The sequence below is a fragment of the Bradyrhizobium sp. Kon56 genome, assembly GCF_055807635.1.
In genome coordinates this window covers 406253-431906 of record NZ_JBVVOU010000002.1, presented here as the reverse complement: position 1 = coordinate 431906, position 25654 = coordinate 406253, and the positions used below count along the sequence as shown (strand labels likewise).

General features: G+C 64.2%; 22 protein-coding genes. 14 read left to right on the top strand and 8 right to left on the bottom strand.

Features of this window, described 5'->3' with window-relative positions; genetic code table 11:
* The first annotated feature begins 11 nt into the window (after positions 1–11).
* From AC0L3B_RS05160 to pnp, 6 genes are all read left to right on the top strand, one after another.
* Complete coding sequence (locus AC0L3B_RS05160; protein ID WP_018455799.1) at positions 12–695, top strand: RNA-binding protein; 684 nt, start codon at positions 12–14, stop codon at positions 693–695.
* Positions 696–765: 70 nt separating this feature from the next.
* The gene (gene infB / locus AC0L3B_RS05155) at positions 766–3468 is read left to right on the top strand and encodes a translation initiation factor IF-2 (RefSeq protein WP_018455798.1); all 2703 of its coding nucleotides are present in this window, start codon (positions 766–768) and stop codon (positions 3466–3468) included.
* A gap of 156 nt (positions 3469–3624) precedes the next feature.
* Positions 3625–4056: a 30S ribosome-binding factor RbfA gene (rbfA, locus tag AC0L3B_RS05150; RefSeq protein WP_026233028.1), complete on the top strand. Its 432-nt coding sequence runs from the start codon at positions 3625–3627 to the stop codon at positions 4054–4056.
* Complete coding sequence (truB, locus tag AC0L3B_RS05145) at positions 4053–5171, top strand: tRNA pseudouridine(55) synthase TruB (protein WP_018455796.1); 1119 nt, start codon at positions 4053–4055, stop codon at positions 5169–5171. Before rbfA ends, truB begins: the two co-directional genes overlap by 4 nt.
* Positions 5172–5173: 2 nt before the next feature.
* Positions 5174–5443, top strand: a complete 270-nt coding sequence (rpsO, locus tag AC0L3B_RS05140; protein WP_007598346.1) for a 30S ribosomal protein S15 — start codon at positions 5174–5176, stop codon at positions 5441–5443.
* A 376-nt stretch (positions 5444–5819) separates the two neighbouring features.
* A complete protein-coding gene (gene pnp / locus AC0L3B_RS05135) occupies positions 5820–7973 on the top strand; it encodes a polyribonucleotide nucleotidyltransferase (RefSeq protein ID WP_018455795.1) in 2154 nt (717 codons plus the stop codon).
* Positions 7974–8049: 76 nt separating this feature from the next.
* On the opposite strand, the gene katG is transcribed toward pnp, so the two are convergent.
* On the bottom strand, positions 8050–10218 hold the full coding sequence (gene katG / locus AC0L3B_RS05130) for a catalase/peroxidase HPI (RefSeq protein ID WP_085362008.1): 2169 nt from the start codon (positions 10216–10218) through the stop codon (positions 8050–8052).
* A 114-nt stretch (positions 10219–10332) separates the two neighbouring features.
* Here katG and AC0L3B_RS05125 point away from each other — a divergent pair, with 114 nt between their 5' ends.
* From AC0L3B_RS05125 to AC0L3B_RS05110, 4 genes are all read left to right on the top strand, one after another.
* Positions 10333–11259: a hydrogen peroxide-inducible genes activator gene (locus tag AC0L3B_RS05125; RefSeq protein ID WP_018455793.1), complete on the top strand. Its 927-nt coding sequence runs from the start codon at positions 10333–10335 to the stop codon at positions 11257–11259.
* Between the two features lie 7 nt (positions 11260–11266).
* Complete coding sequence (locus AC0L3B_RS05120; protein ID WP_456652946.1) at positions 11267–11731, top strand: GNAT family N-acetyltransferase; 465 nt, start codon at positions 11267–11269, stop codon at positions 11729–11731.
* Complete coding sequence (locus AC0L3B_RS05115) at positions 11704–12660, top strand: hypothetical protein (RefSeq protein ID WP_456652947.1); 957 nt, start codon at positions 11704–11706, stop codon at positions 12658–12660. Before AC0L3B_RS05120 ends, AC0L3B_RS05115 begins: the two co-directional genes overlap by 28 nt.
* Before the next feature lie 72 nt (positions 12661–12732).
* Positions 12733–13620 (top strand): hypothetical protein, encoded by an 888-nt coding sequence (locus AC0L3B_RS05110; protein WP_240550533.1) that lies wholly within the window; start codon positions 12733–12735, stop codon positions 13618–13620.
* 86 nt (positions 13621–13706) lie between these two features.
* Here AC0L3B_RS05110 and fabI read toward each other — a convergent pair whose 3' ends face one another.
* From fabI to fabA, 3 genes are all read right to left on the bottom strand, one after another.
* Positions 13707–14507, bottom strand: coding sequence for an enoyl-ACP reductase FabI (gene fabI, locus AC0L3B_RS05105; protein ID WP_026233026.1), 801 nt, complete (start codon positions 14505–14507; stop codon positions 13707–13709).
* A gap of 176 nt (positions 14508–14683) precedes the next feature.
* Positions 14684–15907, bottom strand: coding sequence for a beta-ketoacyl-ACP synthase I (fabB, locus tag AC0L3B_RS05100; RefSeq protein WP_026233025.1), 1224 nt, complete (start codon positions 15905–15907; stop codon positions 14684–14686).
* Between the two features lie 39 nt (positions 15908–15946).
* Positions 15947–16468 (bottom strand): bifunctional 3-hydroxydecanoyl-ACP dehydratase/trans-2-decenoyl-ACP isomerase, encoded by a 522-nt coding sequence (fabA, locus tag AC0L3B_RS05095; protein WP_007603915.1) that lies wholly within the window; start codon positions 16466–16468, stop codon positions 15947–15949.
* A gap of 355 nt (positions 16469–16823) precedes the next feature.
* Between fabA and irrA the strand changes: the two genes are divergently transcribed.
* Positions 16824–17315 (top strand): iron response transcriptional regulator IrrA, encoded by a 492-nt coding sequence (gene irrA / locus AC0L3B_RS05090; protein ID WP_018455787.1) that lies wholly within the window; start codon positions 16824–16826, stop codon positions 17313–17315.
* A 133-nt stretch (positions 17316–17448) separates the two neighbouring features.
* Here irrA and AC0L3B_RS05085 read toward each other — a convergent pair whose 3' ends face one another.
* Positions 17449–17979 (bottom strand): SH3 domain-containing protein, encoded by a 531-nt coding sequence (locus tag AC0L3B_RS05085; protein WP_026233024.1) that lies wholly within the window; start codon positions 17977–17979, stop codon positions 17449–17451.
* Between the two features lie 327 nt (positions 17980–18306).
* Between AC0L3B_RS05085 and AC0L3B_RS05080 the strand changes: the two genes are divergently transcribed.
* Positions 18307–19308, top strand: a complete 1002-nt coding sequence (locus AC0L3B_RS05080) for a 2-hydroxyacid dehydrogenase (RefSeq protein ID WP_018455785.1) — start codon at positions 18307–18309, stop codon at positions 19306–19308.
* A gap of 3 nt (positions 19309–19311) precedes the next feature.
* Here AC0L3B_RS05080 and AC0L3B_RS05075 read toward each other — a convergent pair whose 3' ends face one another.
* Entirely contained in the window at positions 19312–20223 is a 912-nt protein-coding gene (locus AC0L3B_RS05075; protein ID WP_473380104.1) for a LysR family transcriptional regulator, read from the bottom strand.
* A gap of 115 nt (positions 20224–20338) precedes the next feature.
* Between AC0L3B_RS05075 and AC0L3B_RS05070 the strand changes: the two genes are divergently transcribed.
* Entirely contained in the window at positions 20339–21346 is a 1008-nt protein-coding gene (locus tag AC0L3B_RS05070) for an aldo/keto reductase (RefSeq protein WP_018455783.1), read from the top strand.
* 9 nt (positions 21347–21355) lie between these two features.
* On the opposite strand, the gene AC0L3B_RS05065 is transcribed toward AC0L3B_RS05070, so the two are convergent.
* Positions 21356–22159, bottom strand: coding sequence for a HesA/MoeB/ThiF family protein (locus AC0L3B_RS05065; RefSeq protein WP_204513039.1), 804 nt, complete (start codon positions 22157–22159; stop codon positions 21356–21358).
* 229 nt (positions 22160–22388) lie between these two features.
* Here AC0L3B_RS05065 and AC0L3B_RS05060 point away from each other — a divergent pair, with 229 nt between their 5' ends.
* Entirely contained in the window at positions 22389–23747 is a 1359-nt protein-coding gene (locus AC0L3B_RS05060) for a serine protease (RefSeq protein ID WP_026233023.1), read from the top strand.
* Between the two features lie 77 nt (positions 23748–23824).
* Here the strand turns inward: AC0L3B_RS05060 and ggt are convergent, their stop codons facing one another.
* Positions 23825–25504, bottom strand: a complete 1680-nt coding sequence (gene ggt / locus AC0L3B_RS05055; protein WP_473380103.1) for a gamma-glutamyltransferase — start codon at positions 25502–25504, stop codon at positions 23825–23827.
* Positions 25505–25654 lie beyond the last annotated feature (150 nt).

Genomic DNA, 25654 nt, shown 5'->3' with positions numbered 1-25654 from the left:
ATGTCACCCGGATGCTCGCCGATACTGACCCCGAACTCGACCATGGACCGCGGACCGAAAGGTCCGCGACCGTGCGGATGTGTGCGGTCAGCCGCGAGGTCCGGCCGATCGACGAGCTGATCCGCTTCGTCGTCTCGCCGCAAGGGCACATAGTTCCCGATCTCAAGCGCAAGCTGCCCGGACGCGGCATGTGGGTCACCGCCTCGCGCGAGGTGGTTGCGGAAGCCGTTCGGCGTCACCATTTTACGAAAGCCTTCAAGCGCGAGCTGCGCATCCCTCAGACGTTTCCCGCCGACCTCGAGGCGCTCCTGGTCCGGAGCGTGGTCGAAGCCCTTGGGATTGCGGCCAAGGCGCGCCAGATCGTCGCCGGTTTCGGCAAGGTCGAAAGCGCGCTTCGGGAGGGTACGGTCGAGGTCCTGATCCATGCCAGCGACGGGGCCGCGGACGGAATCCGCAAATTGGACATGCTGGCGCGTCAAAATGAGGGAAATCGCGGCGCCAAGCCGGAGATTCCCGTCGTCACTGCACTAAAATCGACAGAATTGGATTTGGCACTTACCCGGTCAAATGTGATACATGCTGCCCTGCTCGCGGGCCCGGCGAGCAAGTCATTCCTGTCACGTAGCCAGATGCTGGTCCGATACCGGATGGCGGACGCTGACAGGACTGCCGAAAAGCCCGGCCAGGATTTCTGAGAGACAACGACCACCCGATAGCACGGTGCGGCAACGCACAAGACAACAAGATCAGGATTAGGACTGCTTAATGGTTGATACCAAGACCCCTGGCGACAAGAAGCTGAGCGTTCCGAGCAAGACGCTATCGCTCAAGCCGCGCGTCGAAACGGGCACCGTGCGCCAGAGCTTCAGTCATGGCCGTAGCAAGCAGGTCGTGGTCGAGAAGCGTGGCAAGCGCCGTGTCGACGGCAGCCCTGAACCGCAGGTGGCCGAAGTGGCGAAGCCCGCGCCGGCCGCCGCGCCCAAGCCTGCCCCGGCACGCCCCGCGCCGCCGCGCAACGCCGGCTCCGGCGTGGTGCTGCGCACGCTGACCGAGGACGAACGTTCCGCCCGCGCCAGCGCGCTGGCCGATGCCAAGGTGCGCGAAGTCGAAGAGCGCCGCCATGCCGAGGAAGAGGCCCAGCGCCGCGCGGTCCGCGAAAGCGCCGAGCGTGCTGATCGTGAGGCCGCCGAAGCCCGCCGCAAGGCCGAGGAGGAGCGTCACCGTCACGAGGAGGAAGCCAAGCGGAAGGCCGAAACCGAGGCCAAGAAGCGTTTTGGCGAAGGCGAGCAGCCGCAATCTGTGGCGCGCCCTGCAACGGGGACCTCGGCCGCTCCTGCAGCGCGGCCCGGAGCGCCGATGGCGCGACCCGGCACAACCACCACGGCACGCCCGGGAACAACGACCGCGCGACCCGGAACGACCACGCAGCGGCCGGGAGGCCCGGTGGGCCGCGCCCCCGCCGTCGCAGCCGGACCGGACGAGGACGACGGTCCGCGCCAGATCCGTCGCGGCCCCGGCGGCGCTGCGCGGCCTGTGGTCGCTCCCAAGCCCACCCACAAGCCCGGCCCGCAGAAGGAGCGCGGCCGCCTGACGGTCGTCACCGCCTTCAATGCCGACGACGTCCGCGAGCGCTCGATCGCCTCGTTCCGCCGCCGCACCCAGCGCCTGAAGGGCCATGCCGCGAACGAGCCGAAGGAAAAGCTCATCCGCGAGGTGGTCATTCCGGAAGCGATCACCATCCAGGAGCTCGCCAACCGCATGTCGGAGCGCGCGGTGGAAATCATCCGCATGCTGATGAAGCAGGGCGCGATCCACAAGATCACCGACGTGATCGATGCCGACACTGCGCAGCTGATCGCCGAGGAGCTTGGTCACACCGTCAAGCGCGTTGCCGCGTCCGACGTTGAAGAAGGCCTGTTCGACGCCATCGACGATTCGACCGACACCGAGCCGCGCTCGCCGGTGGTGACGGTGATGGGTCACGTCGACCACGGCAAGACCTCGCTGCTCGATGCGCTTCGTCATGCCAACGTGGTCTCCGGCGAAGCCGGCGGCATCACCCAGCATATCGGCGCCTATCAGGTGCTGTCGCCCGAAAGCGGCAAGAAGATCACCTTCATCGACACGCCCGGCCACGCCGCGTTCACCGCGATGCGCGCGCGCGGCGCCAAGGTGACCGACATTGTCGTGCTGGTGGTTGCGGCCGACGACGGCGTGATGCCGCAGACGATCGAAGCCATCAACCACGCCAAGGCGGCGCGGGTGCCGATCATTGTTGCCATCAACAAGATCGACAAGCCCGACGCCAAGCCCGAGCGCGTGCGCACCGAGCTGCTCCAGCACGAGGTGCAGGTCGAATCCTTCGGCGGCGAAGTCGTCGATGTCGAAGTGTCGGCGAAGAACAAGACGAATCTCGACAAGCTGCTCGAGATGATCGCGCTCCAGGCCGACATCCTCGACCTCAAGACCAATTCGGATCGTCCGGCCGAAGGCACCGTGATCGAAGCCAAGCTCGATCGTGGCCGCGGTCCGGTCGCGACCGTTCTGGTCCAGCGCGGCACGCTCCGTGTCGGTGACATCATCGTCGCCGGCGCCGAAATGGGCCGCGTCCGCGCGCTGATCTCGGATCAGGGCGAGACGGTGCAGGAGGCAGGTCCATCCGTGCCGGTCGAGGTGCTCGGCTTCAACGGTCCGCCGGAAGCCGGCGATCGTCTCGCCGTGGTCGAGAACGAAGCCCGCGCCCGCCAGGTCACCAGCTACCGCGCGCACCAGAAGCGCGAGAACGCGGCTGCCTCGATCTCCGGCATGCGCGGCTCGCTCGAGCAGATGATGTCGCAGTTGAAGACGGCGGGCCGCAAGGAATTCCCGCTGATCATCAAGGCCGACGTGCAGGGCTCGCTGGAAGCGATCCTCGGCTCGCTGGAGAAGCTCGGCACCGACGAAGTCGCCGCGCGCATCCTGCATGCGGGTGTCGGCGGCATCTCGGAATCGGACGTGACGCTCGCGGAGGGCTTCAACGCCGCGATCATCGGCTTCTCGGTTCGTGCGAACAAGGAGGCCGCTGCGGCCGCCAAGCGCAACGGCATCGAGATCCGCTACTACAACATCATCTACGACCTCGTGGACGACGTGAAGAAGGCCATGAGCGGCCTGCTCGCGCCGACCCTGCGGGAAACCATGCTCGGCAATGCCGCGATCCTGGAGATCTTCAACATCTCCAAGGTCGGCAAGGTCGCCGGCTGCCGCGTCACCGACGGCACCGTGGAACGCGGCGCCAACGTGCGCCTGATCCGCGACAACGTCGTCGTGCACGAAGGCAAGCTGTCGACGCTGAAGCGCTTCAAGGACGAAGTGAAGGAAGTCCAGTCCGGTCAGGAATGCGGCATGGCCTTCGAGAACTATCACGACATGCGCGCCGGTGACGTCATCGAGTGTTACCGCGTGGAGACGATCCAGCGCTCCCTGTAAGTCCAAATCTTACCGAAGCGCCTGGATCTTTTTTGAACTGAATTGCGGGAGTACGATGGCCGGATTTTTTCCGGCCATCCACCCCTCTTCGTTTCAGCAAGACAAATGACAATGCCCGTGTCCCAAAAGCGGGCATGACGAGGTGATTTTCAGACCATGCCCCGCCATCATCAAAAAAAGAGTTCCGCGTCTGGCGGCTCGCAACGTCAGTTGCGGGTCGGCGAGCAGGTTCGCCATGCGATAGCCGAGATTCTGGCGCAAGGCAGCGTGCATGATGCTGACCTCGAAGGTCACATCATCACCGTGCCGGAGGTGCGGATGTCGCCCGACCTGAAGCTCGCAACAGTCTACGTGATGCCGCTCGGTGGCCGCGACACCGAGATCGTCCTCGCTGCGCTCGAGCGCAACAAGAAATTCCTGCGCGGCGAGGTCGCGCGGCGCGTTAACTTGAAATTTGCACCTGACCTTCGCTTCCGCGTCGACGAACGATTCGACGAAGCGGAACGGATCGAGAAGCTTTTGCGAACACCCGCGGTGCAGAAGGACCTGGAACAGGATCCGGATACGGATCGGGAAGAAGAACGATGACGATGGACCCGGCTCACGGCACGATCGGCGGCGAAGAGGCCGATCAGCTCGACGTGCAGAAGAATAATTTTGCGGACATGAGCGGCAATTCTCAGCCCGCTCAAGAGCCGCGCCGCGTCAACAACGATCCGCGCGCCAACAAGCAGAAGGGCAACCAGCCGCGCCGCGACCGTCGCGACGTCCACGGCTGGGTCGTGCTCGACAAGCCGATCGGCATGACCTCGACGCAGGCCGTTGCCGTGCTCAAGCGCCTGTTCAACGCCAAACGCGCCGGCCATGCCGGCACGCTAGATCCGCTGGCCTCCGGCGGCCTGCCGATCGCGCTCGGCGAGGCCACCAAGACCGTCCCCTTCGTCATGGACGGCCGCAAGCGCTACCGGTTCACGGTGTGCTGGGGCGAGGAGCGCGACACCGACGACATCGAGGGCCGGGCGACCGCAACCTCGGACCAGCGCCCGACTCGGGAGGCCATCGAGGCCCTGCTGCCCCGTTTCACCGGGGTGATCCAGCAGATCCCGCCGCGCTATTCCGCGATCAAGGTCCAGGGCGAGCGCGCCTACGACCTCGCCCGCGACGGCGAGATCGTGGAACTGGCCTCGCGCCCGGTCGAGATTCACCGATTAAGCCTTGTAGATCAACCGGATAGCGACCGGGCCGTGTTCGAGGCCGAGTGCGGCAAGGGCACCTATGTCCGCGCGCTGGCCCGCGATATGGGCCGGATTCTCGGCACTTACGGCCATATCTGCGCACTGCGGCGGACCCTGGTCGGCCCATTTGGCGAGAACGACATGATTCCGCTGGATCAGCTGGAGGCTTTGTGCGATAGAGCCGCGTCCGGCGAGGGTAGCCTCGCCGACGCGCTTATGCCCGTTGAGACCGCGCTGGACGACATCCCGGCACTGGCCGTCACTCGGGCTGATGCGGCAAGGCTCCATCGGGGCCAGGCCGTTTTGTTGCGCGGACGGGATGCGCCCACTTGTAGCGGCACAGTCTATGTCACGGTGGCAGGCCGGCTTCTCGCGCTTGCCGAAGTCGGCAATGGCGAAATCATCCCCAAGCGTGTGTTCAACCTGACCGGCCTGACTGCCAGCGCCGATCGCAACGAGAGAAATTGACGATGTCGATTGCCGCAGAACGCAAAGCGGAAGTCATCAAGACGAATGCCAACAAGGCCGGCGATACCGGCTCGCCAGAGGTTCAGGTCGCGATCCTGTCGGAACGCATCGCCAACCTCACCAACCATTTCAAGACCCACGTGAAGGACAATCATTCGCGTCGCGGTCTCTTGAAGCTGGTCTCGACCCGCCGCTCGCTCCTCGACTATGTGAAGAAGAAGGACGAGGCGCGCTACAAGGCGCTGCTCGAGAAGCACAACATTCGTCGTTAAGAGTTCTTGCGCGCGCCAACCGGCGCGCGTTTTCGCGCGTGATTTCGAACGAAAGCGTTTGTTTAAAGGTTTTTCGTCGAGGCTGCGTGCGCGTCGGATGCGAGCCGTTGACGGCGAGCATCCGGGCATGATGGGCGAACACCGCGCTTCGGTGTTCGCGTTCGTGCCGACTGACAGTCCAGCAGCAATCCGGCGGCTGGGCACAACGGGCAAGGCGCCCGTATGACCCGAAGGGATGGACGCCATCCGAAATCCAAAAACCATGGCAGGATCGCAGGACGCTGATCGCCCGCTTCGATCAACGTCCCGCAATCTTGCGCATGGTTTTTGTTTTTCGACCCGTCCTTCTTTCGAGAACCCATGAAAGAAGACCTCTATGTTCAATAAGCATTCAGTCGAGATCGACTGGGGTGGACGCCCTCTCAAGCTTGAAACCGGCAAGATCGCCCGCCAGGCCGACGGCGCCGTCGTCGCGACCTACGGCGAGACCGTGGTGCTCGCCACCGTCGTTGCCGCGAAGTCACCGCGTGAAGGCGTCGACTTCCTGCCACTGACCGTCGACTACCAGGAGAAGACCTACGCAGCCGGCCGCATTCCCGGTGGCTATTTCAAGCGCGAGGGTCGTCCGACCGAGAAGGAAACGCTGGTCTCCCGCCTGATCGACCGTCCGATCCGTCCGCTGTTCGTCGACGGCTGGCGCAACGAGACCCAGGTGATCGTGACCGTGCTCTCGCACGATATGGAGAACGATCCCGATATCGTCGCGCTGGTGGCCTCATCGGCTGCGCTGACCCTGTCGGGCGCTCCCTTCAAGGGCCCGATCGGCGCCGCGCGCGTCGGCTTCGCCAATGACGAGTTCATCCTCAACCCGACGCTCGACGAGATGGTCGACACTCAGCTCGACCTCGTCGTCGCCGGCACTGCGGACGCCGTGCTGATGGTGGAATCGGAAGCCAAGGAGCTGAACGAAGAGATCATGCTCGGCGCCGTGATGTTCGGTCACCGCCACTTCCAGCCGGTGATCAACGCGATCATCGAGCTCGCCGAAAAGGCCGCGAAGGAGCCGCGCGAGGTCACCGCGATCGACAATTCGGCGCTCGAAAAGGAAATGCTCGGCATGGTCGAGCAGGAACTGCGCGCCGCCTACGCCATTCCGGTCAAGCAGGATCGCTACGCCGCGGTCGGCAAGGTCAAGGAAAAGGTGATCGCGCACTACTTCCCGGAAGGCCAAGAGCCGAAATACGACAAGCTGCGCATCGGCGGCGTGTTCAAGGAGCTCGAAGCCAAGATCGTTCGCTGGAACATTCTCGACACCGGCAAGCGCATCGACGGCCGCGATTCCAAGACCGTGCGCAACATCGTCGCCGAAGTCGGCGTGCTGCCCCGCGCCCACGGTTCGGCGCTGTTCACCCGCGGCGAGACCCAGGCGCTGGTCGTGACCACGCTCGGCACCGGCGAGGACGAGCAGTACATCGACGCGCTGTCGGGAACGTACAAAGAGACGTTCCTGCTGCACTACAATTTCCCTCCCTACTCGGTCGGTGAGACCGGCCGCCTCGGCGGTACCAAGCGCCGCGAGATCGGCCACGGCAAGCTCGCCTGGCGTGCGATCCACCCGGTGCTGCCGCCGCACCACGAATTCCCCTACACCACGCGCGTGGTGTCGGAGATCACCGAATCCAACGGCTCCTCGTCGATGGCATCGGTCTGCGGCGCCTCGCTCGCGCTGATGGACGCCGGCGTGCCGTTGAAGCGGCCGACCGCGGGCATCGCAATGGGCCTGATCCTCGAAGACAAGCGCTTCGCGGTTCTCTCGGACATCCTCGGTGACGAGGACCATCTCGGCGACATGGACTTCAAGGTCGCCGGTACCGAGCAGGGCATCACCTCGCTCCAGATGGACATCAAGATCGAGGGCATCACCGAGGAGATCATGAAGGTCGCGCTCGGTCAGGCTAAGGATGGGCGTATCTACATCCTCGGCGAGATGTCGAAGGCGCTCACCAACGCCCGCGCCGAGCTCGGCGAATACGCGCCGCGCATCGAGACCTTCAAGATCGCCACCGACAAGATCCGCGAAGTGATCGGCACCGGCGGCAAGGTGATCCGCGAGATCGTCGAGAAGACCGGCGCCAAGGTCAACATCGAGGACGACGGCACCGTGAAGGTCGCCTCCAGCGACGGCGAGGCGATGAAGGCCGCGATCAAGTGGATCAAGTCGATCGCCTCCGATCCGGAAGTCGGCCAGATCTATGACGGCACCGTCGTCAAGGTGATGGAGTTCGGCGCTTTCGTGAACTTCTTCGGCTCCAAGGACGGCCTTGTCCACATCAGCCAGCTCGCCTCGGCGCGAGTGCAGAAGACCTCCGACGTCGTCAAGGAAGGCGACAAGGTCAAGGTCAAGCTGCTCGGCTTCGACGACCGCGGCAAGACCCGCCTGTCGATGAAGGTGGTCGACCAGGAGACCGGCGAAGACCTCGAGGGCAAGGGCGAGAGCCAGCAGCCCGCGCGCGAAGCGGCCGGCGAGTAAATCTCGCTACCTGCCAGAAACACGAAGGGCGGCCTCGCGGCCGCCCTTTTTGTTTGTCGCTTGCCGAACTTTGGAATCAGGCCGCGATGTCGTAGCGATCGAGGTTCATCACCTTGGTCCAGGCCTTGGCGAAGTCCTTGACGAACTGCTCTTTGGAATCCGACGTGGCATAGACCTCTGCGTAGGCGCGAAGCTGCGAGTGTGCGCCGAAGATCAGGTCGACGCGCGTGCCGGTCCACTTGACCGCGTTGGTCTTGCGGTCGCGGGCCTCATAGGTGCCGTCGGTGCCGGCCGGCGTCCACTGCGTGCTCATGTCGAGCAGGTTGACGAAGAAGTCGTTGCTCAGCGTTCCCACCTTCGAGGTGAGGACGCCGTTCTTCGAACCGTTCGCATTGGCACCGAGCACGCGCAGACCGCCGACGAGCACCGTCATCTCCGGGCCGGTAAGCCGGAGCAGCTGCGCACGATCGACCAGAGCCTCCTCGGGCATCATGAACTGCTGCCGCTTGCCGATGAAGTTGCGGAAGCCATCGGCCCGCGGCTCCAGCGGAGCAAACGAAGCGGCGTCGGTCTGCTCCTGCGAGGCATCCATGCGGCCCGGCGTGAAGCCGACCTTGACGTCGACGCCGGCATCCTTGGCGGCCTTCTCGACCGCGGCGGTGCCGCCGAGCACGATGAGGTCCGCCAGCGAGACCTTCTTCGCACCGGATGACGCGTTGAAGTCCTTCTGGATCGCTTCGAGCTTGCCCAGGACCTTCGAGAGCTGAGCCGGCTCGTTCACTTCCCAATCCTTCTGCGGGGCGAGGCGGATACGCGCGCCGTTGGCGCCGCCGCGCTTGTCCGAGCCGCGGAACGTCGAGGCCGACGCCCAGGCGGTCGAGACCAGCTCCGAGACCGACAGACCCGAGGCCAGGATCTTGGTCTTCAGCGAGGCGATATCCTGCTCGCTGGCCAGCTCGTGATTCACAGCAGGGATCGGATCCTGCCAGATCAGGGTTTCCTTCGGCACCAGCGGACCGAGATAGCGCACCACCGGACCCATGTCGCGATGGGTGAGCTTGAACCAGGCACGGGCGAAGGCGTCCGCGAACTGATCGGGATTCTCGAGGAAGCGGCGCGAGATCTTCTCATAGGCCGGATCCATACGCAGCGAGAGGTCGGTCGTCAGCATCGTCGGCCGATGCTTCTTGGACTTGTCGAAGGCATCGGGAATGATCGCCTCGGCGCCCTTGGCCGTCCACTGCTGCGCACCGCCCGGGCTCTTAGTCAGCTCCCATTCGTACTTGAACAGGTTCTCGAAGAAGTTGTTGCTCCACTTCGTCGGCGTCGTGGTCCAGGTCACCTCGAGACCGCTGGTGATGGAATCGCCGCCAATGCCCGACGCGTGCTTGCTCTTCCAGCCGAGGCCCTGATCTTCGAGCGCGCCCGCTTCCGGCTCCGGTCCGACCAGCGACGGATCGCCGGCGCCGTGGGTCTTGCCGAAGGTGTGGCCGCCGGCGATCAGTGCGACGGTTTCCTCGTCGTTCATCGCCATGCGGAAAAAGGTCTCGCGAATGTCCTTGGCCGCGGCGATCGGATCCGGCTTGCCGTTCGGGCCTTCCGGATTGACGTAGATGAGGCCCATCTGCACCGCGCCGAGCGGCTCGGCGAGCTGGCGTTCGCCGCTGTAGCGCTCATCGCCCAGCCACGTGCCTTCGGGACCCCAATAGAGCTCTTCCGGCTCCCAGACGTCGACGCGGCCGCCGGCAAAGCCAAAGGTCTTGAAGCCCATCGACTCCAGCGCGACGTTGCCCGCCAGCACCATCAGATCGGCCCAGGAAATCTTGCGGCCGTATTTCTGCTTGATCGGCCAGAGCAGACGGCGTGCCTTGTCGAGATTGGCGTTATCGGGCCAGCTGTTGAGCGGCGCGAAACGCTGCTGTCCGGCGCCGGCGCCACCGCGACCGTCGGTGGTGCGGTAGGTGCCCGCGCTGTGCCAGGCCATGCGGATCATGAGGCCGCCGTAATGACCGAAGTCGGCGGGCCACCATTCCTGCGATTCCGTCATCAGAGCGGTCAGGTCCTTGATGACCGCGTTCAGGTCGAGCGACTTGAATTCCTTGGCGTAGTCGAAGTCCTTGTCCATCGGGTCGGACTTGGGGGAATTCTTGTGCAGCATCTCGATGCTGAGCTGGGTCGGCCACCAATCGCGGTTCGCCGGCACACGTTTTCCACCCGAAAACGGGCACTTTGAAGTGTCGTCCATGAATACCTCCTCTGGTGGCGTCGAACTCGCGCCTTTGACCAGGTAGAGGCACTCTAAGCTTCACGTTCGATCAGGGGAAGTTGACTTTAATGATCGCGGCGATAAGATTTTCTGATGCTAAACCTTACGCTGCGCCAGCTCCGGTATTTCGACGCCCTGGCCCGTCACAGTCATTTCGGCCGCGCGGCTGAGTCCTGTTCAATCTCGCAGCCGGCCCTGTCGATGCAAATCAAGGAGCTGGAGGAGGCGCTCGGCGGCCTGCTGCTCGAGCGCAGCGCCCGGCAGGTGGCCTTGACCCGATTTGGCGAGGAGCTCGCGCAGCGCGTCCGCGACATCTTGCGCTCGGTCGACGAGCTCGGCGATTTCGCCCGCGCCTCGCAGGACCGGTTCTCCGGACGGCTGCGCATCGGCATGATTCCGACGATCGCGCCCTATCTGCTGCCGACGATCACCAAGAATCTGACGCGCATGCATCCGGAGCTCGACATCCGCGTGCGCGAGACGATGACGCCGCGGCTGATTCAGGAACTGGTGGAGGGTCGGCTCGATACCGCCATCGTGGCGCTGCCGGTGTCCGAGCCCTCGCTCACCGAGGTCGCCCTGTTCGAGGAAAAATTCCTGCTGGTGCGGCCGAGCGCGGATGAGGGAACGCCGGCACCATCGCGGGAGATGATGCGCGAGATGCGGCTGCTGCTGCTCGAGGAGGGGCACTGCTTCCGCGATCAGGCGCTGTCATTCTGCAACATGCAATCGGCGCCGCCGCGCGAGATGCTGGATGCCAATTCGCTGTCGACGCTGGTCCAGATGGTCAGCGCCGGCATCGGCGTCACGTTGATCCCGGAGATGGCCGTGTCGGTGGAGACGCGATCGGCCTCGGTCTCGCTGGCACGCTTCCGCGACCCGCAGCCGTCACGCACCATCGGCATGGTCTGGCGCAAGACCAGCCCGCTGGCGCGGCAACTGCTGCAAATCTCCGAGGTGGTGTGCCTGTCGGCGGGCAAGGTACGCGCACGCCCATCCGTGCGCAGCAAGCCGACCTGAGGCCTCGATGTCGCATCCCCTCATCCGCCCGGCCCGCGCGGACGAATACGACGAGATCGGCCGTGTCTGGATGGAGAGCTGGGTCTCGACCGGCCTCGGCGAGACGAGCGACTTCCTGCTGGCCAACCTGCGCGCACGCATCCGGCGCGAGATCGAGGACGGCTGGAGCCTGTTCGTCGCCGACGACAACGGCACGATCGCCGCAATGCTGGCGCTGCATTTGCCAAAACTCTATCTCGACATGCTGTTCGTCGCGCCCGCCTATCAGGGCCAATCGCTCGGCCGCAAATTGCTTGGCTTCACGCGCACACAAATGCCCGACGAGATGTCTCTGCGCTGCATCCGCGAGAACGAAAAAGCCTGGCGCTGGTACGAGCGCGAGGGCTTTGTGTTCGAGAAAGAAGAGGTCGAGCCGTCGAACGGATTCATGATGAAGTATTATCGGTGGCGGCGGCAGCGACCCGCCGGATAGGCAGTGGTCGCCTGGTGCAGCTTGCGGTTGTCACGGTTCCAATTTACTGTGGCGTATCCGCCGTCCTCCTGCCCCCTGATCTCCCGGAATCGATGCTTCGAATTGCTGTCTCGCTGATCGCGTTGCTGTCCCTGCTCACTACGGCAGCCGCGCAAACCCCTCCCGCAACCACCGCGCCTCCCGCTCAGACGGCGGCGCCAGCCAAGAAGGCAGTCAAGAAGGCGGCGCCGAAGGCCAAACCGGCTGCACAACAGCCCGTTGCGGCGGAGAGCGGCCCCTGTCAGATCGGCGTCATTTCCGCGATCGGAGACCAGTTCTCGGTGCAACATGTCGGCCTCACGATGTTCGGCAACGAGTATATGGAGACGCCGATCGAGACGTGGGGTATCGATGATCTGTTCGTCGCGAGGGTTCGCGCCACGGCTCCCGGCACGGCTGTCCGAAAGGTCGCTTACGCAAGCGGAGCCTTCAGGCCGTACTATCATCCGGAAGCGAAACTGTTCCGCAATGACCGCGACGACCTGACGGCGCTGGTGCGGCAGATCGCCGGAGCTGCAAATTGCGAACGCTACGTCGTAGCCACGAAAGCCCGCGTTTCGGTGGATGGCACCAATCAATCAATCGAGGGCCTCGGGGTCTACAAGAATTGGGCGAGCCCTTCCGGGCGCGGCGTCGTGGTTTCCTATTTCCGCATAAACGTTTTCGACGGACGGACTTTCGACATCCATCGGGCGCCTACCCGCAGCTTCGGCGATGTGATTGCTTCGAGTTTCTCCAACAAGAACGACAATATGCAAATCCTCAACAATCTCGAATTTCCCAAGACCCCTGAACAGGTGACCAGCAGTGCATTGCTGCGTGACAGCACACGCAGCCTGCTCACGGCCCAGCTGGACAGGTATCTACCCGCGTATATCAAGGGCGAGTAAGCGCCTTTGCCGAGGGGACGCGACAAAGGCTATCGCTCGTCCGCTTCCTGCGGCTGCGCTGCATTTGACGTTTTGGCCCGGCTGGTCGTCCTTGCGGCTGTCGCGTGGTGCTTTTCGACATCTGCTTGGGCGCAGACCAAATTGGTACCACCAGGGGCGGAAACGGCAGGATCAGCCGTCAAGCAAAGCAACAACAAGACGACCACGCGGCGTGAAGCGACGGGCAAACCCGCTCCCGTGGTCGGCGGCCCGTGCGACTTCGGTGTCGTCGTCACCACCGGCGATGAGTTCACCGTGCTGACGACCGGCCTGACCGTATTTCAGCACAAGAAGACGGTCGTCCCGATCCCGGGCTGGGGACTCAATGATCTGATCTTCGCGCGGATTCGCGCCACGATCCCTGCCGGCGTGTCCGTTCTGAGAATCCCCTACAACCCGGCGAAATTTCCTCCCCGCGATGAGTCCAAGGACACATTGAAGGACAGGTTGTTCCGCGATCTCAATGCGGAGCTGGCCCAATACATGCGCGACGTCGTGAAAGGAACGAATTGCCGGCACTACATCCAGATCCTCAATTCAATCAGCCCTTTCGGGTCATCCAACTATACGGTCCGCGGCTTCGGCATCCTCAACCATGATGTGGTGCTCGGGCGTCGCATCTATCTCTACGCCCTGGCGTTTGTCCGCATCTTCGATGGGCGCGACTTCTCCGTTGTCAGACAGAGTTCTGCGCTGATCAACACGCATCATTCCCTTATGGTGCAGAGGCTCCTGGGCGTGCAAATCGGCGGCCCCTATCGCGAACTACCCGCAGAATCGTTTCCAACCCGCCCTGAAGATGCCGCCGACAATCCCGCACTGCGCGACGACGTGCGTGCCATGCTGACGGAAAGCCTCGACAAGACGCTGCCGCTGCTGATCGGGGTTCAACGAGCGGCGCGCAACAGCGACGCGCGCTGATCGACACGTCCTTCAGCAGGAACTGGTCTCTATTATTGAGAAATCGTGGGCACGTCGCTTGCGCGCCTTTGCCCACTCTACGAGAGCTAATCCTGCGCCTTCAAATCGTCCGGCCGCGGCATCAGGACGGTGTTGTAGCCGGAATCGACATAGTGGATCTCGCCGGTCACGCCGCCGGAGAGATCCGACAACAGATACAGCGCCGAGCCGCCGAGCTCGTCGAGCGTCACGCCCCGGCGGAGCGGCGAATGTTTTTGCATGAAGGCGAACATGGCGCGCGCCTCGCCGATGCCGGAGCCGGCGAGCGTGCGGATCGGGCCGGCGGAGATCGCGTTGACGCGGATGCCGCGCGGTCCGAAATCCGAGGCGAGATAGCGCACCGAGGCTTCCAGCGCCGCCTTGGCCACGCCCATCACGTTGTAGTTCGGCATCGCGCGTTCCGAGGCGCCGAAGGTCAGCGTGATCATGCTGCCGCCCTCCGTCATCAGCTCGGCGGCGCGTTTTGCCACTTCCGTGAAGGAGAAGCAGGAGATCACCATGGTGCGCGAAAAATTCTCGCGGCTGGTGTCGGCGTAGCGACCCTTGAGCTCGTTCTTGTCGGCGAAGCCGATCGCGTGGATCACGAAATCCAGCCGGCCCCACTTTTCGCGCAAGGCCGTGAATGTGGCGTCGACGCTGGCGATGTCCTCGACGTCGCAGGGCAGCACCATGTCGACGCCAAGCTGCTCCGCCAGCGGCTTAACACGCTTGCCCAGCGCCTCGCCCTGGAAGGTGAAGGCAAGCTCGGCGCCGTGGGCATGCAGCGTCTTCGCCATGCCCCAGGCGATCGAATGATCATTGGCGATGCCCATGATCAGACCGCGCTTGCCTTTCATTAAACCTTCCATTGCCTGATAGCTCCCATTATTCCGGCGTCATCGCCCGCCTTGTGCGCACTTGCGCACTGGGGCAGGCGATCCAGTATTTCGAGGCGATTACTGCAAATCGAGAAGTTGCGGCGTGCTGGATGCCCCGCCCCCCGTGCGCAATTGCGCACTAGGCGGGGCATGACAGCGTGCCAAAATTACGCATCCAGCCGGCTGAACACCAGCGTGGCGTTGGTGCCGCCGAAGCCGAAGGAGTTCGACAGCACGGTGCCGATTTTGACGTTGTCAATGCGCTTGCGCACGATCGGCATGTCGGCGAACACGGGGTCGAGCTCCTGGATGTGGGCGCTCTCGCAGATGAACCCATTGTTCATCATCAGCAGCGAATAGATCGCTTCCTGCACGCCGGTTGCGCCCAGGGAGTGACCGGTCAGCGCCTTGGTCGCCGAGATCGGCGGGCACTTCTCGCCGCTTCCGAACACCCTGCGGAGTGCGTCGATCTCCGGCGGATCGCCGGCCGGGGTCGATGTCGCGTGCGGATTGATGTAGTCGACCTTGGTCTTCACGGTCGACATCGCCATGCGCATGCAGCGTTCGGCGCCCTCGCCTGATGGTGCGACCATGTCGTAGCCGTCGGACGTCGCGCCATAGCCGACGATCTCGCCGTAAATGCGCGCGCCACGCGCCTTGGCATGCTCGAGCTCTTCCAGCACCAGCACGCCGGCTCCGCCGGCAATCACGAAGCCGTCGCGGTTGACGTCGTAGGGACGGGAGGCCGTCGCAGGCGTGTCGTTGTACTTCGAGGACATCGCGCCCATGGCGTCGAACAGCACCGACAGCGACCAGTCCAGCTCCTCGCAGCCGCCGGCGAAGATGACGTCCTGCTTGCCGATCTGGATCGTTTCATAGGCATTGCCGACGCAATGGTTCGACGTCGCGCAGGCCGACGAGATCGAATAGTTCACGCCCTTGATCTTGAACCAGGTCGCAAGCGTTGCGGAGGCCGTGGAGGACATCGCCTTCGGCACTGCAAACGGCCCGACACGCTTCGGTCCCTTGGTGCGGGTGATGTCGGCGGCTTCGACGATGGTGCGCGCCGACGGACCGCCGGAGCCCATGATGATGCCGGTGCGAATATTGGAAATTTCGTCGGGCGAAAGACCGGAATCCTGGATCGCCTGTTCCATCGCGACGTGATTCCACGCCGCGCCCTGACCGAGGAAACGCATGGCGCGGCGGTCGACTACCGTCGAAGGATCGAGCGTTGGCGCACCCTGCACCTGGGAGCGGAAGCCGAGCTCGGCATATTTCTCAGCCCGCGAAATGCCCGACTTCGCCTCGTGAAGGCTCGCAAGCACTTCCTGGGTGTTGTTTCCGATGGAGGAGACAATGCCCATCCCGGTGACCACAACCCGCCTCATGACAGCCTCGCCTCAATCGTTGTCTTCGTGGTGATGCGCTCAGCCCAGGCTCGTGCCCTGCTTGAACAGGCCGACCTTCAAATCCTTTGCGCGATAGATAATCTGGTCATCGACCGAAAGCCATCCGTCGGCGATACCGAGCACCAGCTTTGAACGCATCACGCGCTTGATATCGATGTTGTACACAACCTTGCGGGCCTCCGGCAGCACCTGGCCGCTGAACTTCAGCTCGTTCAGGCCAAGCGCGCGACCGCGACCTTCACCGCCGCTCCAGCCCAGATAAAAGCCGACCATTTGCCACAGCGCATCGAGCCCGAGGCAGCCGGGCATCACCGGATCGTTCTTGAAGTGGCAGCCGAAGAACCAGAGGTCGGGCTTCACGTCGAGCTCGGCGCGCACCACCCCCTTGCCGAATTCGCCGCCGGTCTCGCTGATGTCCGTGATGCGGTCGAACATCAGCATCGGCGGCAGCGGCAATTGCGCATTGCCAGGGCCGAACATCTCGCCGCGGGCACATGCCAGCAGATCTTCATATTCGTAACCGTTGCGCCTGTTCAGCATGCGGAAGCCTTTGTGTTCAAACCCCGATTGAGCGGCGTTTCCGGCGAAAATGGGCCCCATCCTGTTCGAAAGGCGACATCTGTTGCCATTGTCAGACGAGAATACCGAAGGACCCTGGATGGATAGCGAGCGGCCCTCAATGCCGGGTCGCGCCAAAATGGGTTAAGCGGAACCGCGGGCTCTCTAACACAGGCCATTTCGGGTAGCAAAGCGCTCTCATGAAGGTAAAATGACGGGCCGCCACCCCGGTTCCCTGCCTGATTAGAACCACTCTAGTTGCGAGAAACTTGCATCTGCATCTATCTCTCCATATATGTTGGGCAACGACAGTGTTCACGCGTGCCCGAAGCTGGAAATGAACGAAAATAACGCGCCCCATCGCGACGAAGAGGCCCATGCGGCGGCTCTTATGTCGGGCCGCCAGCCGGCGTTAACCGGCTGCCCGTGGCACGACGTCAACGAAATGCTCCAGTCCGCAGGGCTCCGCCCCACGCGCCAGCGCATGGCGCTCGGCTGGCTCCTGTTCGGCAAGGGTGCACGTCACCTCACGGCTGAAATGCTTTACGAGGAAGCGACGCTGGCCAAGGTGCCGGTCTCGCTGGCGACCGTCTACAACACGCTGAACCAGCTCACCGATGCCGGTCTGCTGCGTCAGGTCAGCGTCGACGGCACCAAGACCTATTTCGACACCAACGTCACGACCCACCATCACTACTACCTCGAGAACAGCCATGAGCTGGTCGACATCGAGGATCCGCATCTGGCGCTGTCCAAGATGCCTGAGGTGCCCGCGGGTTACGAGATCGCCCGCATCGACATGGTCGTACGGTTGCGCAAGAAGCGCTGAGATCTATCCTGAACTGCTGATTTGATCGTCATGGCCGGGCTTGTCCCGGCTATCCACGTTATTCGGTCAGGCGTCAAAAAATGCGTGGATGCCCGGGCATGACGGTGGAGCAACAGCTCCGCTCCCGCCCAGATCAGTTCACCTGCTCGTCCGAGTAGACGCCCCAGAGGCGCTCCTGCTGGATCCAGCCGTCAAAGCCGTTACCGCTGACGCGGCACCAGTTTGCAGTGCACTTCTTCACCTGGGTGACGACACCGGCCTGGAGCCTGGCCGCAACCGCGCTCTCGGGATCGGCGCGGTCGTAGATCGGCGCGAGCTCGTCCTTGTGCTTCATGGTGACGACAGCCGTACGGCGGCCCGACAGCAGCGAGTGATAGACCCAACCCTCGGCGCCCTCGGAATCTCGGACCCGGCGCCAGTTCTCGAACTCGGCGGTGATTTCGACCGGCAGGCCGGAACGGGTGTAGACCCAGGCGACGTCGTTGTCCTTGGTCGGGCCGGCGCGGACGTTGACGTGATCCGATTTCAGGCTGACGTAGCGCGGCACCGGGAGACCCGAGGCCGTCTGAGGGGTGTTGTCCTTTGCCGAATGCCCGGGACTGACCGAAGCGCTCAACCAGGTGCAAACGAGCGCCATCACCGAACAAAAACGCCCCAACGCCATCAACCCGTCTCCTGTCGAAGGTCCGGCCGAGCCGGTCCCTCGCCCCTAAATTCCCAAACCAGGCCGCTGTCGCCCCTGACCCCGCCCCACGCGGGTGTTCCCGAGCCCTTTACCCGTGGTTCTTGTCTTGGCCCGGCCTTCTGCTAGAGAGGACGGACATCTGAACAACCGGTTTGTCCCGATTTTCCGGCCGGAAATGTCGGGAGAGCTTTAAGGAAACGCCGGGGACGACACGGCAAGCGCAGTGTCGAACAACCGGGTTAATGAGGCCTCAACGGCCGGCCTTTGGCGACAGAGGCGGCTCGCAACGCCTCATGAGGGCAGGACATGTCGGTGAAGAAAAAGCCCCTCGTCGTGGTGACGCGCAAGCTTCCGGACTCGATCGAGACCCGGATGCGCGAGCTGTTCGACGCGCGGATCAATCTCGACGACACGCCGATGTCGCCCGAGCAGATTGCGGAAGCCGCCCGTACCGCCGACGTGCTGGTCCCAACCGTGACCGACCACATCTCCGCCGACATCGTCAACCAGCCCGACTGCAGGTTGAAACTGATCGCGAATTTCGGCAACGGCGTCGACAACATCGATGTCGAGGCCGCGCATGCCCGCGGCATCACCGTCACCAACACGCCGAAAGTTCTGACCGAAGACACCGCCGACATGACCATGGCGCTGATCCTCGCCGTGCCCAGGCGGATGATCGAAGGCGCCTCGATTCTGACGGAAGGAAAACCATGGCCGGGCTGGTCGCCGACCTGGATGCTCGGTCATCGCATCGGCGGAAAGCGCCTCGGCATCATCGGCATGGGCCGGATCGGCCAGGCGGTCGCGCGCCGCGCCCGCGCCTTCGGCTTGCAGATCCACTACCACAACCGCCGGCCGGTGGCGCCGAAGATCGCCGAAGAGCTGGGCGCGACCTATTGGGAAAGCCTCGACCAGATGCTGGCGCGGATGGACATCATCTCGGTGAACTGTCCGCACACGCCGGCGACCTACCATCTGCTGTCGGCGCGCCGGCTGAAGCTGATCCGCAAGGACGCCTACATCGTCAACACCGCGCGCGGCGGGGTCACCGACGAGGACACGCTGATCAAGCTGATCGAAGGCGGCGAGATCGGCGGCGCCGGCCTCGATGTCTATGAGCACGAGCCCGCGGTGAACCCGAAGCTGGTGCGGCTCGCCAAGGCCGGCAAGGTGACGTTGCTGCCGCATATGGGCTCGGCCACGATCGAGGGCCGCGTCGAGATGGGCGAGAAGGTGATCATCAACATCCGCACCTTCCTCGATGCGCACAAGCCGCCGGATCGCGTGCTGCCGAGCATGCTGTGAGGTCTATTTGCTGCGTGTTTCGCGCTTGCGCCAGTCGGCAACGAAATCGATAAAGGCCCGCAGCGCCGGCGGCGTTTGTCGCCGGCTTGGATAGTACAGGAACGGCCCGGGAAACGGCTCGCACCAATCCTGAATCAGACTGACCAGCGCGCCGGACTTCAGGGCTTCACCGACATAACCATCAAGCGTCGCCCAGATGCCGGCGCCGTCGAGCGCGGCGCGCATGGAAAGGCCCATGTTGGTCGAGATCAGCTTTGCCGGCGGATCGACCTTCACCAGCTGGCCGGCCTTCTCGAACTCCCAATCGTGCATGACACCGCTGGAGTAGCGGGCGCGGATGCAATCATGGTCGAGCAGATCCTTCGGATGCTCCGGCTTGCCGCGGCGCGCGAGGTAATCGGGCGAAGCGACCACGACATAGCTCTGCGGGCCGCTGAGCGTGATCGCGACCATGTCCTGCGCGAGATGCTCGCCATAGCGCACGCCGGCATCGAAGCCCGCGCTGACGATATCGACGAACCCGCTCTCGGAGACGATGTCGAGGTCGACCTGCGGATAGGCCTTGAGGAACGGCCCGATCATGGGGGCCAGCACGAGATCGACCGCGGGCGGCGGCGCGTTGATGCGCAGCCGGCCCGAGGCCATCTCGCGCAGGCCGCGGACCTGATCGAGGGCATCGCCGACATCGCGCAGCGCCGGCGCCAAGCGCGACAGCAGCAGCTCGCCCGCCTCGGTCAGGGCAACGCTGCGGGTGGTGCGGTTCATCAGGCGGACGCCGAGGCGCTCCTCGAGGTCGCGCAATCGTTGGCTAAGGCTCGACACCGACACGCGAATATCGATCGCCGCGCGCCGGAAATTGCGGGTGCGGGCGACCGCCATGAAGACGTCGAGATCACGCAGGTCGGGCTCAGCCATTGTTCGCCAGTGTGAACAAGGCATTCTCGATTGTCCAGCTTATCGGCGCAATCGATCAGGCGCATATCAGGCCCCGTCACGCGGCGCAGTCAGCGCCTTTTCGAGGAGAGCCATCATGGAACAGCGCAAACTCGGTTCGACCGGTCCCACCGTCTCCGCTCTCGGTCTCGGGTGCATGGGCATGTCCGAAGTCTACGGCCCCGCCGATCGCGGCGAGAGCATCGCCACGATCCACGCCGCACTGGATGCCGGCATCACCCTGGTCGACACCGGCGATTTCTACGCCATGGGCCACAATGAAATGCTGGTGCGCGAAGCGCTCAAGGAGGTGCCGCGCGACAAGGTGCAGATCAGTGTCAAGTTCGGTGCGCTGCGCGGTCCTGCTGGCGAATTCACCGGCATGGACACGAGGCCGGCCGCAACGAGGAACTTCCTCGCCTATTCGCTGCAGCGGCTCGGCACCGACTACATCGACGTCTACCGTCCGGCGCGGCTCGATCCCAACATTCCGATCGAGGAGACCATCGGCGGCATCGCCGATCTCGTGAAGGCCGGCTACATCAAACATATCGGCCTGTCCGAGGTCGGCTCCGCCACCATCCGCCGCGCGCATGCCGTGCACCCGATCGCCGATCTCCAGATCGAATATTCGCTGATCGAGCGTGGCATCGAACGCGACATCCTGACGACCTGCCGCGAGCTCGGCATCGGCATCACGGCTTACGGCGTGTTGGCGCGCGGCCTCATCAGCGGCCATTGGTCGAAGGACTCCGGCAAGACAGGCAAGGACTACCGGCTGATGACGCCGCGCTTCCAGGGATCGAATCTCGATGCCAATCTCGCATTGGTGGAGCAGCTGCGCGCCATCTCCGCTGAGATTGGCGCGACGCCGGCACAGGTCGCGATCGCCTGGGTGGCGGCGCAAGGCAAGCAGATCGTGCCGCTGGTCGGCGCCCGCACCCGCAACCGCCTCACCGAAGCACTCGGCGCGGCCAAGGTCACGCTGACGCCGGCTCATCTCGCCGTGCTGGCAACGGCCTTCCCGCCCGATGTCGCTGCCGGCACGCGTTACGCCGCCGAGCAGATGGCGCATCTCGACAGCGAGAAGCCGGCCACAGCATAACGTCTGCAATCAAGTGCGATGGGCGCTGAGATCGGTGATCACAGGCCCATCGCCATTGAGCGGATTGGCGGGATCGCGCGCGTAACGCAGCGTCTCGAAGCGCATCGCGCGCGCATCGATCATCAGGAGGCGGCCGACGAGGCCGTCGCCAAAGCCGACGATCTCGCGGATCGCCTCCAGCGCCATCATCGAGCCCATCACGCCCGCGAGCGCGCCCATGACGCCGGCTTCCGCGCACGCCGGCACGGTCCCGGGCGGCGGCGCTTCCGGGAATAGGCAGCGATAGGTCGGATTGAATTCGCCCTGCTCGTTTGTCTCATGCGCGCGGATGGTGGTCAGCGAGCCATCGAAGGTGCCGAGCGCCGCCGTGATCAGCGGCCTCTTGGCGAAGAAGCAGGCGTCCGAGGCCAGATAGCGGGTCGAGAAATTGTCGGAGCCGTCGAGCACGAGGTCATAGTCCCCGATCAGCGACAGCGCATTGTGGGCATTGAGCCAGGTGGCGTGACCGACGAAGCGGACATGCGGGTTGAGCGCCGAGATCCGTTCGGCCGCGCTCTCGACCTTGTGCCGGCCGATATCGGGCGTGGTGTGAATGACCTGGCGCTGGAGGTTCGACAGCGACACCACGTCGTCATCGACCACGCCGAGCGTACCGATGCCGGCGGCCGCCAGATACATCAAAGCGGGCGCACCGAGCCCGCCGGCGCCGATCACCAGCACGGAGGCCCGCTTCAGCGCAGCCTGGCCGGGGCCACCGACATCGCGCAGCACGATATGGCGGGCATAACGTTCGAGTTCGTCCGGGCTCAGCATCGTTATCCTTCCAGATCCTCTCCTCATGGTGAGGAGGCGCGAAGCGCCGTCTCGAACCATGCAGGCCCCGCTGCGGCTGCACGGCCTTCATCCTTCGAGACGCCGCTTACGCGGCTCCTCAGGATGAGGAGCTAGACCTCTCCTGCCGGTCTGAACCACCGCAACATTGTTCGCGACCAACGAGATGTGCTTCAATGGCATTGCGTTCAATGGGCGGGCTGGATTTGTCATGAGATCGATGCTTGCGGCAACACTGATGTTTGCGGCTGCGACAGGCGCGAACGCCCAGATGACGACACCGCAGCTTCCCGGCACCAAGCCGAAGCCGGTCCAGACCGTTCCGATCCGGCCTCCTGCATTGCAGACGCCGGCTGCGACGGCCGATGCCATGGCGCAGGCGGAGCGGCTGTCGCTGCAGTCCGACCTCGCCTGGGTCGGCCAGTATAACGGCGCCATCACCGGCGACGTCAGCGCGCGCCTGGTCGAGGCCATCAAGGAGTATCAGAAGGCCAAGGGCGGCAAGGCGACCGGCGTGCTCAATCCGCAGGAACGCGCAGCGCTCGCCGAGACCGCGCGCCGCAAACAGGACAGCGTCGGCTGGAAGATCGTGACGGAAATGACCAGCGGCGCGCGGCTCGGCATTCCCTCAAAGCTGGTGCCGCAGCAGGCGACCGACGCCAACGGCTCGAAATGGACCTCGCCCACTGGCACGGTGCAGGTTCTGCTCAGCCGCCGCAAGGAGGCGAACCCGACCACAGCCAAGCTTGCCGAAGCGGAGAAGAAAGAGCCGGGTCGCAAGGTCGACTACACCGTGGTAAAGCCCGACTTCTTCGTGCTGTCGGGTCTGCAGGGCCTGAAGAAATTCTATTTGCGCGGCACCTCCAGGGGTGACGAGGTCCGCATCATGACGATCCTCTACGATCAGGCGACCGAGAACACGGTCGAACCGGTCGTGATCGCGATGTCGAGCGCCTTCAACGCGTTTCCGTCGGGGCCACAGGCGGGGCCGCCGCCACGCAAGACCGTCGAATATGGCACCGGCATTGTCGTCAGCGACGATGGCGCGATCCTCACGGACCGCCTCGTCACTGATAGCTGCCTCGCGATCACGATCGCCGGCTATGGCAGCGCCGACCGTCTCGCGGAGGACCGGGAACACGATCTCGCGCTGCTGCATATTTACGGCGCCCGCGGCCTGGAGCCCCTCAACCTCGCGGCCGGCGCAGCGAAGACGAGTGTCGATGTCATCGGTATCGCGGATCCGCAGAGCCAGGGCGGAGCCGCGGGTGTGTCGAGCCTCAAGGCTACGCTGGCATCCGTCGGTGGTGGCGATTCCCCACTCTCACCGCCACCGTCTGTCGGCTTCTCCGGCAGCCCCGCCATCGACGGCGACGGCAAGTTCGCCGGCATCGCACTATTGAAGCCGGCGATGGTTGCGGGCCCCGCGACGTCGGTGCCGGCGTCGCAGGCGGTGATGGTCTCCGCGGAGACGGTGCGCGATTTCCTGAAGGCGAACGGTGTCGCGGCGAACGGAACGTCCACAGATGCGAAAGCCGCTGTCGTGCGCGTGATCTGCGTGCGCAAGTAGCTCTCGTGTCCCGGGCGCGGTGCGGCGTGAAATGCGCGCCGCTGAAGAAGCGCTGCGCTGCGTCCGGGGCATGAGACCTAGCTCAGCCTGAACCTGATCCCGGCCTTCGCAAGACCACCCGAGATCCCGACCGGCGTGCCGTCCGCACGCCAGCAAGCGGCGCCACTCATGGTGCCGTCGTCGTGGAAGGCGATACCGTTCATGCCGCCGGCGACTGTCGCGACAGGCTGCACCTTGTGGCCGAGCTCCGCGAGCTTCACGCGCACGCTCTCCGGCACCCTCTGCTCGATCTCGAGTGCATTGCCTTCGGTCCAGACCCGCGGCGCCTCGACTGCTTCCTGCAAGCTCATACCGTGGTCGATCAGATTGAGCAGCGCCTGCATCGCGCTCGGGAAGATTCGTTTTCCGCCGGGCAAGCCCAGCGCATAGCGCAGCTTTCCGTCACGCAGCGCCATCATCGGCGACATCGAGGTCGTCACCCGCTTGCCTGGCGCCAGCGACAGGGCGTGGCCTGGACGCGGATCGAACAGGTTCATGTAGTTGTTGGCGATGGCGCCGAGGCCCGGGATCATGATCTTGGCGCCGAAAAGATTGTTGATGGTCTGCGTGGTCGCAACCACGTTGCCGAACGCATCCGCCGCCGTCATGTGCGTGGTGTGAGCGCCTTCAAGCTGCGACACGCCGGCGCCCCAGCTCTGCGCCCGTGCCGGATCGATCGCAGCGCGGCGCTCCTCGGCATAGGCCTTCGAGGTCAGCCGCTCCACGGGGACGCCGACATAATCAGGATCGCCGCTGGCCGCGGCGCGGTCGGCGAATGCGATCTTCAGGACCTCGGCAAGATAGTGGATGGTCTCGGGCGTACCGAAGCCGAGGCCTTGGATGTCGTAGTCTTCCAGGATGTTCAGCATCTGTGCGATGTGCACGCCGGAAGCCGCGGGCGGCGGCGGGCCAAAGATAGTCCAGCCGCGGTAATCGGCGCGGATCGGCTGCCGTTCGACGGTCTTGTAGCTGGTGAGATCGTTGCGCCGGATGAAGCCGCCGGCCTTTTCCATATAGTCGACCAGGATATCGCCAAGCGGCCCCTCATAGAGCGCCTTTTCGCCGTGGTCGGCGATATGCCGCAACGTCTCGGCATATTCGGCCTGTACCACGCGCTCGCCGACCTTGAGCGGCTCGCCGTCTGGCAGATAGATCGCCGCGATCGGCTTGTCCTTGCGCATCTCGGTGGCGCTCTCGGTGATGCATTCGTGCAGATAGGGTGTCGTCGCATAGCCGCGCGCGGCGTGCTTGATCGCGGGCTGCATGACGTCGGCAAGGCTCATGGTGCCGAAGCGGCGCAGCGTCTCGCACCAGGCTTTCAGCGAGCCCGGCGTAGCGACCGCCTTTGGTCCGTTGAGGTTTTCATTGCCGACGGTGTCGAACACGTCATGCGCGGAACCCGGCGTGGGGGTGTAGCTGGTGTCAAGCACCGCCGCGGGCACGGTGCTCTGCCCGTCGATGAAACGGTGGCTGCCGTCGGCGAGCCGGATGTGCGCCATGCCACCGCCGATGATGCCCACCATCATCGGCTCGACCACGGTCAGCGTGAACAGGGTCGCTATCGCGGCGTCGATGGCGTTGCCGCCGGCGGCCAGCATCTCCGCGCCGGCGCTGGAGGCCAGTGGATGGTTGCTGACCACCATGCCGCGGCTCGATACCGCGGGCATCTTCTGGCATTTGAAATTCGTCGTCGTCCGGTCGCGCCAGTTTCCGCCCATGCCGCTTGTCCTTATTATTCACGGCTGCAAGCACAGCACACGTACGAGTACGGGTCCAGTAATGGTACGGATCGTTGGCATTCCCGATTCCGACATCATCGTGACTGCTGATTCGGACCTCCGCGATCCCCTTTGGATTGGGCCGGCACG